At 70.4% G+C, this 9,471-nt stretch carries 13 protein-coding genes; 6 read left to right on the forward strand and 7 right to left on the reverse strand.

Annotated elements, in window-relative coordinates; all coding sequences use genetic code 11:
• Nucleotides 1-117 precede the first annotated feature (117 nt).
• Nucleotides 118-852: an alpha/beta fold hydrolase gene (locus FNH05_RS23710; protein WP_144590921.1), complete on the reverse strand. Its 735-nt coding sequence runs from the start codon at nucleotides 850-852 to the stop codon at nucleotides 118-120.
• A gap of 62 nt (nucleotides 853-914) precedes the next feature.
• On the opposite strand from FNH05_RS23710, the gene FNH05_RS23715 reads away from it, so the two are divergent.
• The gene (locus FNH05_RS23715) at nucleotides 915-1,862 is read left to right on the forward strand and encodes a helix-turn-helix transcriptional regulator (protein ID WP_144590922.1); all 948 of its coding nucleotides are present in this window, start codon (nucleotides 915-917) and stop codon (nucleotides 1,860-1,862) included.
• 22 nt (nucleotides 1,863-1,884) lie between these two features.
• Here the strand turns inward: FNH05_RS23715 and FNH05_RS23720 are convergent, their stop codons facing one another.
• Both FNH05_RS23720 and FNH05_RS23725 read right to left on the reverse strand, forming a co-directional pair.
• Nucleotides 1,885-2,451, reverse strand: coding sequence for a TetR/AcrR family transcriptional regulator (locus FNH05_RS23720; RefSeq protein WP_246127907.1), 567 nt, complete (start codon nucleotides 2,449-2,451; stop codon nucleotides 1,885-1,887).
• 5 nt (nucleotides 2,452-2,456) lie between these two features.
• Complete coding sequence (locus FNH05_RS23725) at nucleotides 2,457-3,305, reverse strand: alpha/beta fold hydrolase (RefSeq protein WP_144590923.1); 849 nt, start codon at nucleotides 3,303-3,305, stop codon at nucleotides 2,457-2,459.
• 232 nt (nucleotides 3,306-3,537) lie between these two features.
• Between FNH05_RS23725 and ykgO the strand changes: the two genes are divergently transcribed.
• Entirely contained in the window at nucleotides 3,538-3,660 is a 123-nt protein-coding gene (gene ykgO, locus FNH05_RS23730; RefSeq protein ID WP_144590924.1) for a type B 50S ribosomal protein L36, read from the forward strand.
• Between the two features lie 110 nt (nucleotides 3,661-3,770).
• Here ykgO and FNH05_RS23735 read toward each other — a convergent pair whose 3' ends face one another.
• Complete coding sequence (locus FNH05_RS23735; RefSeq protein ID WP_222426687.1) at nucleotides 3,771-4,235, reverse strand: MarR family winged helix-turn-helix transcriptional regulator; 465 nt, start codon at nucleotides 4,233-4,235, stop codon at nucleotides 3,771-3,773.
• Between the two features lie 59 nt (nucleotides 4,236-4,294).
• Between FNH05_RS23735 and FNH05_RS23740 the strand changes: the two genes are divergently transcribed.
• Both FNH05_RS23740 and FNH05_RS23745 read left to right on the forward strand, forming a co-directional pair.
• The gene (locus FNH05_RS23740; protein ID WP_144590925.1) at nucleotides 4,295-4,693 is read left to right on the forward strand and encodes a hypothetical protein; all 399 of its coding nucleotides are present in this window, start codon (nucleotides 4,295-4,297) and stop codon (nucleotides 4,691-4,693) included.
• Entirely contained in the window at nucleotides 4,690-5,016 is a 327-nt protein-coding gene (locus tag FNH05_RS23745) for a DUF2568 domain-containing protein (RefSeq protein WP_144590926.1), read from the forward strand. Before FNH05_RS23740 ends, FNH05_RS23745 begins: the two co-directional genes overlap by 4 nt.
• A gap of 3 nt (nucleotides 5,017-5,019) precedes the next feature.
• Here the strand turns inward: FNH05_RS23745 and FNH05_RS23750 are convergent, their stop codons facing one another.
• Nucleotides 5,020-5,886 carry an ion transporter gene (locus FNH05_RS23750; RefSeq protein WP_144590927.1) on the reverse strand — a complete coding sequence of 289 codons (867 nt, stop codon included), beginning with the start codon at nucleotides 5,884-5,886 and terminating at the stop codon, nucleotides 5,020-5,022.
• 74 nt (nucleotides 5,887-5,960) lie between these two features.
• On the reverse strand, nucleotides 5,961-6,440 hold the full coding sequence (locus tag FNH05_RS23755; RefSeq protein ID WP_246127908.1) for a type VII secretion target: 480 nt from the start codon (nucleotides 6,438-6,440) through the stop codon (nucleotides 5,961-5,963).
• 66 nt (nucleotides 6,441-6,506) lie between these two features.
• Here FNH05_RS23755 and FNH05_RS23760 point away from each other — a divergent pair, with 66 nt between their 5' ends.
• Entirely contained in the window at nucleotides 6,507-6,959 is a 453-nt protein-coding gene (locus FNH05_RS23760) for a nitroreductase/quinone reductase family protein (protein ID WP_144590928.1), read from the forward strand.
• A 34-nt stretch (nucleotides 6,960-6,993) separates the two neighbouring features.
• Here the strand turns inward: FNH05_RS23760 and FNH05_RS23765 are convergent, their stop codons facing one another.
• The gene (locus tag FNH05_RS23765) at nucleotides 6,994-7,614 is read right to left on the reverse strand and encodes a dienelactone hydrolase family protein (RefSeq protein ID WP_144590929.1); all 621 of its coding nucleotides are present in this window, start codon (nucleotides 7,612-7,614) and stop codon (nucleotides 6,994-6,996) included.
• 175 nt (nucleotides 7,615-7,789) lie between these two features.
• Here FNH05_RS23765 and FNH05_RS23770 point away from each other — a divergent pair.
• A partial coding sequence (locus FNH05_RS23770; RefSeq protein ID WP_144590930.1) for a hypothetical protein occupies nucleotides 7,790-9,471 on the forward strand: 1,682 nt, incomplete at its 3' end.

Below are 9,471 nucleotides of genomic sequence, written 5' to 3' on the forward strand. Positions count from 1 at the left end.
CACCACCGCAACCTCCCACACCGGACGTTGCAACCACCCCTAGAACCCGCGGACCCTTCACGGCCGACACGCACGCGACCGTGAGGGGCCCCTCACAGCACCCGCTGGAGCAGCGGGTCAGCCCTGCTGGTCCAGGATGTGGGCGAGTTCGGCGGGCTTGTCCAGCATCGGCCAGTGCCATGTCGGCAGTTCGGCGAACTCCCACTGCTCGTCGGCCATGTGCCGGAACAGCGGCATCGCCGCCATCGCGCGCGCCTGTTCGGCGGTGAAGCTGGAGAGGATGCCCAGCCGCGGCAGCTTTTCCCAGGCCCCGGTCAGGTGCACGGGTGAAGTCGCCGTAGCCCACGGATGCGGCACGGACCGTTCCTCGAGCGCCTTCAGCAGCGCCGGATCGAGATCGGGCACGGCCGCCGCGACCTCGGCCCACGGGAGCGGCGGCAGTTTCCAGCCCTCACCGGCCGAGGCCACCAGTTCGGCGTTGCGTGCCCGGTCTTCCGGCGAGCCGAACTCCGCCTGGCTGGTGCCGTCGGGCAGCGGGCCGGTGTCCACGAACACCAGTTTTTTCACCCGCTCCGGTGCCCGGTCCGCCGCCGAGGTGATGACCACGGCACCGGCGTAGCTGTGGCCGACCAGGACGACGTCGTGCAGATCCTCGAAACGCATCAGGTTGAGCACGTCCTCGACGTGCACCTCCAGGTCGGTCTCGGGCCGGGCCAGGTGGACCCGCTCCCCCAGGCCGGTCAGGCTGAGCGGGTGCACCTCGTGCCCCCGGGCTCGCAGGTCTTCGGTCACTCCCCGCCAGGCCCAGGCACCGAGCCACATGCCGGGAATGAGTACGTAGGTTTTCGTCATGCCCCGACCGTAAGGTGAATACCGGGCAGAACCCGCCCGCTTTCGGGGAAAAGGACTCCATCGTGAACCGACCGACCGCCCGCGTGCTCGCCCTGCTGGAGATCCTGCAGGCCGGGGGCACCCGCACGGTGCCCGATCTCGCCACCCGGCTGGGTGTCGACGAACGCACGGTCCGCCGGTACGCCGGGCATCTGAGCGACCTCGGCGTTCCCGTCGAGGCACGGCGCGGGCGCTACGGCGGCTACCGGCTCGCACCCGGCTACAAACTGCCGCCCCTGATGTTCACCGACGACGAAGCCCTCGCGGTACTGCTCGGGCTCCTCGCGGGAAAGCAGGCCGGGCTGGTCACGACCGCAGGGGAAAGCGCCTCCGCCAAGGTGCGCCGCGTGCTGCCCGCCGCGCTGGGACGGCGGCTGGCCGCGCTGCTCGACACCGCCGGGTTCACCTCACCGCCGCGCGCCGTCGCCCCGCCGGGCACGGACGTCCTGCTCACCCTGGCCGAGGGCGCGCGGCGCGGGCAGCCGGTCACCATCACCTACACCAGTTGGCACGGCACACCGAGCGAACGGGTCCTCCACCCCTACGGACTGGTGTTCCATTCCGGACGGTGGTACACCACGGGCGCCGACGCGTCCCGTGGCGAGGTCCGCACCTTCCGCCTCGACCGCATCGGCTCCGCCACCCCCGCCCCGGGCCGGTTCGACCCGCCCCCGGACTTCGATCCGGTGTCGCGGGTGCTGTCGGGACTGGCCGGGGTGCCCTACCCGCACGAGGTGTCCGTGCGGCTGCGCGCCGGGATCGAGGAGGTGCGCCGCCGCGTCCCGCCCGGCATCGCGACGCTGACCGAGACCGCCGACGGGGTACGGCTCGTGCTGCGGGCCAACCGCCTCGACTGGGCGGCCGGGGTGCTGGCCTGGCTCGGCTACCCCTTCGTCATCGAGGGCCCGGAAGAGCTGCGCGCCGAAGTGCGCGGCCTCGGCACCCGGCTCACCGAGTGGGCCGCGGAGTGAGCGGCACCGCGGTCCCCCCCGGTCATTTCCTGCTCCTGAGGCCCTCGTCGAGGAACCGGATCATCCAGTCGAAGCTCTCCTCCGGATCGCCGCTCCACCGGAACGCCCGGGAAGCCTGCAGCGTCGCGAAGCCGTGCAACGTGCAGCGGATCGTGCGCATCGCGTGATCCAGCTGGTCCGGCTCGAGGTCGTAACTGCTCAGCATCGCCTCGACGGAACCGACCACCCGCGAGCTGGCCCGGAAGAGTTCGTCTCCAGGCCCGGCGAAGTCGATGCTGATCGTGGCCGTGTACCGGCCCGGATGCTCGGTCGCGTAGGACCGGAAGGCCTCCGCCAGCGCGGCGAGCGCGTCGCGGCCGGCCTTTCCCTGCATCCGGTCGCGGATCTCGTCGCCGAGTTCGGACACGGCCAGCACGGCGATGCGGTGCTGCAGGTCCGCCAGGCCGTCGACGTGCTTGTACAGAGACGGAGTGCGGATACCCAGCCGCTCGGCGAGCAGCCCCATGGTGAGTTCGCGGTAGCCCACCTCGTCGACCAGCTCGGCACCGGCACGGACGACGTCGTCGAAGGTCAGACGCTTTCTCGCCACCCGGCTCACCGGTCCGAAGCGGACATCGCGTGCTCACTGAGAAAGGGCACCACGGCCGCGGCGACCTCGTCGGGGAACTGGGTGTGCGGGTAGTGACCGGCACCCTCGATCGCCCGCACCTGCCCGAGCCCGGCAGGCAGTCCGGCGACGATGCCCGCCGCTTCGGCGAGGGGGTCGGCCCAGTCGGGGTCGAGCGTGCCCATGACGATCAGCGCCGGGCAGCGCATGTTAGCCAATTGCGCTCCGGCGTCGGTGGGTTTCGCGGTCGCCATCTTCTTCAGCACGGCCATCCTGCCGGGTTCGCTCATCTTCGTTCGCAGCGCCTCGATCGCTTCGGCGTAGTCGGCCGGCTTGGCGCCGGGGTAGGCGTGGTCGAGGTAACGGACCCACTGGCCGAGGCTGCCGCCCAGGGTAGAGAGCATCACCAGCCTCAGTCCCTTGCGGTACCTGCCGTTGCGGAGCAGCCCGCCGAGGTTCAACCGCTGCGCCCGGGTGAAGGAGCCGATCTCGACCACCGCACTGACCAGTCCGGGTTCCTTCGCCGCCGCGATCGTCGCGGCGCCACCGGAGAACGAATGCCCGACGATCGCGGCCGGACCGCCCAGCCGCCGGATCAGGGCCAGCAGGTCTTCGGCGACGTCGGTGCGGGTGTAGGAGCTCCATCCGGTGCTCGACTCCCCCTGGCCCCGCAGGTCGGCGCTGGCCACCCGGAAACCCGCGGCGGCCAGGCGGGGAGTGAGGAAGCGGAACGCCTGGCGGCGGTCGCCCATGCCGTGGGAGAGCACGACCAGCGGCCCCTCGCCGGTGACCTCGTAGGCGATCCGCTCTCCGTCGCGCTCCAGGAACTCCGTCATTTCGATCCTCCCAGTTGGCTAATCTGTGTAGCTAAAAGCTAATCCGATTAGCCTCAGAGGTCAAGGCCCCCCGCACCCCAGCGCCCCCGTGAAATAAAACGAAACTGACTATCGTTACCAACAAGTGAATACGGGAGGACCACTGACAACGAGGAGATCGAGCGTCAGCAGGTCGGCTCGGTGAGCGGTGAGCGACCCGCCGACACCCGCAACCAGCACCAAGGAGGCATCGATGAAGGTCCGTAACTCGCTTCGTTCGCTCAAGCGGAAACCCGGCGCTCAGGTCGTCCGGCGGCACGGCGAGGTCTTCGTGATCAACAAGCGGGACCCGCGCTTCAAGTCTCGCCAAGGCTGAGCGCGGTCGACGGGCCCGTGCGCCACGACGATCGGACTCGTCGCGAGGCACGGGCCCCGGCCGACCTCGACCGGGTTTCGGCGATCCTTTGCCACATCCAGTCCGCCATCTCAGGCACGCGACTCCTCGGGAACCGGAAAACCGTTGTCCCCGGCCAGAATCCGCAGCGCAGTGCGCAATCCCTCGCGCTGTTCGCGCGTGAGCGCGGCGGTCAGCTCGGCGTCGACGGCGTGCGCCGCCGCGACACAGCTTTTGAGCAGGGCCCGCCCGTCCCCGGTCAGCGACAGGACCTGACGCCGCCGGTCACGGGGATCCCGCTCGCGGACGATCGCCCCCAGCTCGGCCAGCTGATCGGCGAGCGTGACCACCAGACTGGGCGCCACCCGCATCCGCTGGGCGATTTCCTGCTGCGATGCGCCGCCTCCCTCGTCGAGCACGGCCAGCAGGCCGACATGCTTGAGCGTCAGCGCGTGCTTCTCGAAACGCTCCGCGACCGCCGCGTTGGCAGTGGCACCGAGCACGCCGAGCCGGAACGCGATCGTGCCGGTCAGCGGAAGACCCTTGACATCCTTCACGCCAAGAATGCTACTCTCAGCCAATCATTCAACGCTAGAACGATTCGAGGAGAGAACAAATGGCCGCGAAGTCCACCAGAGGGTTCCTCGCCATCGCCAACGCTCTCGGCACCGCCCTCTCCATGGCTTCGGCCGTGGCCGGTCTGATCAAGCCCGAACTCGCGTTGCCCGGCGCAAGCGGCAACGCCCTGTCCACCTTCTACACCCAGGCCTACGTCGCACGAGCGGTTCCGCTCGGCCTCGGCGTGCTGTGGCTGCTCGCCACGCGCCATCGCGCCCTCAAACCGGCGCTCGTCCTCGCGGGGGTGGTACAGGCCGGTGATTCCGCCATCGGCCTCGTGCACCACAACCCGGGCATGACGGCCGGCGCGGCCGCCGCGGCCGTGCTCCACCTCGGTTCGGCCTGGTGGCTCGCCCGCGCGGACCGCACGGCCGCTCCCGTCCCCGCCACCGCATGATGTCCACAGTGGTCACCGGCGCGGGGATGGTGCTGTCCCTGCTGCTGGAACTGTCGGTGTACGCCGCCACCGGATACTGGGGTTTCACTCTTCGGAAACCGCGGCCCGTGCGCTGGCTCGCCGGCCTCGGCCTGCCCCTGCTGCTCGCCGGCGCCTGGGGGCTCTTCGCCGCGCCCCTCGCGACCTTCCCGCTGCACGGTTTCCCCCGCGGGGTCCTGGACGTCCTGTGGTTCGGCACCGGTTGCGCCGCCCTCGCCGGGCGGCGGCGCCGGGCGCTCGCCGCCGCGTTCGCCCTCGCCTCTCTGGTCAACCTCGCACTCTGAGCCCTACCCCTTCGGCTCCGGCGCCTCCTCGGGGTGGTGCCGGTCGAACTCGTGCGCCGCGGTCCGCTGGGTGCGCACACGCAGCAGCCCGTCGTACGCCTCGTCCTCGGTTTCGTGCAGGCCGAGCTGCACCGCCCGGCGGATCTGTTCCCGGTTCTCCCGCACCACGGAAGAGAAGAACTCGTCGACCCGCGGGTCGAGCAGCACTTCGAGCAGCACGCGGAACGAGGTGTCGACCACGGCTCGCACCACTTCGCCGTGGAACGGCAGCCGCCGGAGCTTGCCCAGCTGCGGATCCTCGGACAGCTTTTCGGTGATGATGGCCCTCAGCTCCGCCCGGTGCGCGGTGAGGGATCTGGCCAGGTTCTCCGGATAGTTGCCCGTTTCGAGCACCTTCACCACCTCGTCGAGCACCGCGATGGTGACCGGCTTCTTCACCGCCCGCACGATCGGATCGGACAGCTTGTCCACCAGGCGGTAGGTGAACTGCTCCCCCACCGTGCGGTCGATCGCCCGGCCGACGCGCACCAGCAGCAGCACCGCGAGGACGAACCGGTGCCCGATCAGCGCCGGGTTCGTGACCGGGATCATCGCGAACAGCTCGTACCAGTTGCGGGCCAGGAAACCCCGTGCCCACCCGCGTTTACGCCACCGCCACAGGAAGTCCCCGAGGAACACCGCGCAGACGGCGGAATCCGCGGCGAAGATCCACCACACCGTCCCGCGGTCCGGCTGGCCGAACAGCACGTACCCGAGCAGGCCCACCGACAGTACGGACAGGGCGAACATGACCCAGTCGTCGGCGCGGACATTGCCGGGAAGGACCCCGCTGTTCAGCTCCGGCTCGACGGCCTCGCTCAGGTTGGGCATGCCCGATGATCGCATGCCCCGGCAGGCCGCCGGGGCGGCCCAAGATCATGCCGCGCCGGCGACCAGAGGATTGCTCATCTCAGCTCCTCACCCAAAGCCTTCAACGCCTGCGCATGCGCCTGCTCAACCGATTCGTAACTCGACACCGCCTTGGTCACCGCATCCGAAATCGAACCGATCGCCTGCCGCGACAACCCCAACGTCACCAAACCCGGCGCGGACACCGCCAACACGATCGGCACGAACAACGGACCACAAATCATCCCGTAAGCCTGAACACCCATCGTGACCTGCTCCGCCGCCGACAACGCCTGCCCCAACTCCCCCGCAATCCGCTGCACCGCCTGCGCATGCGAGGCCAGCTCACCGGTCTCGACCGTATAACCCTCGTTCGCCATCCCGCGCCCCCATGCTGTACGGACCGGACCCCTTTTCTCCGACCAGCATGACCGCTCAAGGGTTCCCAGTGCGCCGTTCCCGCACGGAATACGGCCGAACAGACCAACGCCGGAGGCCGCAATTCCGCCCATTTCGAGCAGTATGACCGTTTCCACGACCCCAGGATGCCATATCTATCCCTGATATTATGAGTTTCATACTACTTCGGGTACGGTGTGGTCATGGCACAGCAAGAAGCACAGAGCTACCGGCGCAGGGTCAACCGCATCAACAAGATGATCACGGGCCTCCAGCGGATCGGGATCGCGTTCGGGCCGATGTATCTGCTCACCGTGCCGGGCCGCCGCTCCGGCGAGCCCCGCACGTTCCCGCTCGCCGTCCTGTCCCTCAGCGGCGGGCGCTACCTCATCCAGGCGTTCCCGAAGGCCGCCTGGGTCGCCAACGCCCGCGCGGCGGACACCGCCGTCCTCACCCGGGGACGGCGGTCGAGGACGGTCCGTCTGGTGGAGGTGCCGGTCGAGGAGCGGCCGCCCCTGTTGCACGAGGTGGTACGGACCAGCCCGCCCAGCGTGGGCAGGCGATACGTGACCACCGGTCTGGCCGAATCCCCCACCCCCGACGGTGTCGCCGCCGCCGCGGAACGGATCGCGGTGTTCCGGGTCGAGCCGGTGTGAGCGGCGAAAGACCCAAGGCGTGGCGGAAAGGTCCTCAGGGCAGCCACGCACGCAGGCGGTCGAGGACGCGGGTTCGCGCCAGAGCGAAGGCCGCGGCATCGAACGCGGGCGAATCCCGTTCGGCGAACCAGTGCCCGGCGTGGTAACGATACGTCCGCACCTCGGCCCCTGCGGCGCGGAAACCGTTCTCCGTCTCGGCGATCTCCTCTTCGGTGAAGTACTCGTCGCCGGGAGCCACGTGCAGGTGCACGACGCGGGTGCGGGTCCCTTCGCCACGAGGCGGTGCCCCGCCGTAGAAGAGGATCAGCTCGTCCGGCCCGGCCTGACCGCGCCCGGCGAGGGAGCACGCGAAAAACGCACCGAGGGAGAAGCCCATCGCCGTCCACGGACGCTCCGCCGCCGCGAGTTCGTCCGCGCAGGCGCCGATCAACCGCAAGGCCGACTCGGTGTCCATCCCGTCGCGGGCGGCCTCGGCCTCTTCGACCGTCGTGGCGATCTTCCCGCCGTACAGGTCCGGCACCAGCACCCGGCGGCCCGCCTCCGCAAGGCTTTCGGCCCACTCGACGACCGCCGCCGTCACACCCCACCACGGGTGGAGCAGCAGCACTCCCGGCCGGTCGTCCATCCCGAACCGGCGTACCGAATCCCCCGCCACTGCCCCTCCTCGACCCTGACCTCCGCAGACCGGCGGATCGTATCAGCGGAGTCCGACAAAACCGGGCCGCTCGGCGCCGGTGCCCCGCCTGCCGGAAGGAACGGCCGCACCCCGGGCGAGCGAACTGTCCCGTTTCCCGCCGCGGGCACCGTCTCCTGTCCTACCCTCGACCACCGTGACGCACGGCACCGAGTACCCCCCGGGAGCGGCGGAACGGGAACTGGCCTACCTGATCCGCCAGGCGCTGGAGGACGAGGAACTCCGCCAGGCCCTCGACGAAGAACTCATCGGGGAGGACGAGATCCGGGAACTGGCCGTGGCCGACGGGGTGATCCCGGCCCGGTTGCGCGACGAGCGCGAGACGTTCCTCCGCGACCCGGACCAGACCTTGGTCGTGACCACCGGACTCGCCCGGCCGGGGCCCAGGGAAACGGGTGTGCTGACGATCGCCCTCAGCGCGGTCCTCGGATACCACCTGCTGCTTTTCGGGGCGTGGCCGGCGATGCCGCTGTGGCCCGCGCTGCTGGGCCTCGCCGGTTATGCCGCCGTCGTGCTCACCGCGGGGCAGTGGGCTCACCGCCGGGTCCTGCCGCTGCGCCAGGCGGCCGACCTCATCGTGTCCGGGAGCGACGGCCGGCTCTGGCAGAGCTTCGCGGTGGCCGGCATCGTCCTCCCCGAACTGCACAGGATCGTCCGGAACGAGCGGGACCCGCACTACGGCACCGAACTGACCTTCCGGGGAGTGCGCGACCTGTACTCGGAACCGACGGGAACGGCACCGGTGATCACGGCGGGGCGGGCCCGGTTGTGGCGTGCGGTCGCCCGCTCGGACACCGGCGCCATCGCGCTCGCGGGACATCGCGGGGTCGGCAAGACCACGGCACTGCGGCACGTCGCGTCCGGTGTGCTCGGGGAGCCGCACGGCCCGGGGCCACTGGCGGTCATCGCCTCCGCCCCCGCCCGGTACGACGCCCGCGACTTCGTGCTGTACCTGCATGCGTTGCTGTGCAAGGAAGTCTCGCACCGCGTCGCGGGCGGGGGCGGAGAAGCCGGAGAGCGCCGTCCCGCCTTCCCGGGCGTGACGGGGCCGGTGCGGCACCGGGAACGGGCCCGTCGCGCGTTGCGCCGGGCCCTCGGCCACGCGAGCGCGTTCGCCGTCGTGGCGCTTCTCGGCGTGTGGTCCTGGGGCGGGCCCGCCCCCTTCGCCGCCGGGCTGCGCCGCCTGCTGGCGGGCTTGCCGTCGTCGGTCTGGGAGGAAGTGCCCCGTCTTTCCGCCGGACGGATCGCGGTGCTGGCCGCGGCGGCGCTGGTGGTGCTGGGACTCGCCCGCGACCTCGTGCTGCTCGGCGTGTCCGCCCTGCGCCGGCTGCCCGGGAGGAGGGCGGGCGGCAGCCGCCCGCCCGCGGATCTCCGGCTGCGTGAACTGCAGGCGGTCGCCACCCGGGAACTGCGGCACATCCGGTTCCTGCAGACCTTCACCACGGGCTGGTCGGGAAAATTCGCGCTGCCGTTCCAGAACGAGGCGGGCTGGACCTCCTCGTCGCAGAGCGCGGAGCAGCAGCTCACCTATCCCGAGGTGGTCGACCAGTTCCGGGCGTTCGCCGAGTACGCGGCCGAAGTGCTCACCCGCGCCGGGGCGGCCCAGCGGCTGATCGTGGCGATCGACGAACTCGACAAGATCGCGTCCCCGGAGCACGCGCAGGAGCTGATCAACGACATCAAGGGCATCTTCGACGTGCGGGGCTGCCTGTTCCTGGTGTCGGTCTCCGACGACGCGATCATCGCGTTCGAGCGGCGCGGGATCCCGGCCCGCGACGCCTTCGACAGCGCGTTCACCGAGATGATCCGCCTGGAGAC

Origin of the sequence: Amycolatopsis rhizosphaerae, assembly GCF_007713715.1 — a bacterium.
GTDB classification, from domain to species: domain Bacteria; phylum Actinomycetota; class Actinomycetes; order Mycobacteriales; family Pseudonocardiaceae; genus Amycolatopsis_E; species Amycolatopsis_E rhizosphaerae.

What these genes read in the sequence shown, in the direction of transcription:
- FNH05_RS23710 (WP_144590921.1), bottom strand. Translation starts at nt 852, where the DNA reads ATGACGAAAACCTACGTACTCATTCCCGGCATGTGGCTCGGTGCCTGG.
- FNH05_RS23725 (WP_144590923.1), bottom strand. Translation starts at nt 3,305, where the DNA reads ATGACGGAGTTCCTGGAGCGCGACGGAGAGCGGATCGCCTACGAGGTC.
- ykgO (WP_144590924.1), top strand. Translation starts at nt 3,538, where the DNA reads ATGAAGGTCCGTAACTCGCTTCGTTCGCTCAAGCGGAAACCCGGCGCT.
- FNH05_RS23740 (WP_144590925.1), top strand. Translation starts at nt 4,295, where the DNA reads ATGGCCGCGAAGTCCACCAGAGGGTTCCTCGCCATCGCCAACGCTCTC.
- FNH05_RS23745 (WP_144590926.1), top strand. Translation starts at nt 4,690, where the DNA reads ATGATGTCCACAGTGGTCACCGGCGCGGGGATGGTGCTGTCCCTGCTG.
- FNH05_RS23750 (WP_144590927.1), bottom strand. Translation starts at nt 5,886, where the DNA reads ATGCCCAACCTGAGCGAGGCCGTCGAGCCGGAGCTGAACAGCGGGGTC.
- FNH05_RS23760 (WP_144590928.1), top strand. Translation starts at nt 6,507, where the DNA reads ATGGCACAGCAAGAAGCACAGAGCTACCGGCGCAGGGTCAACCGCATC.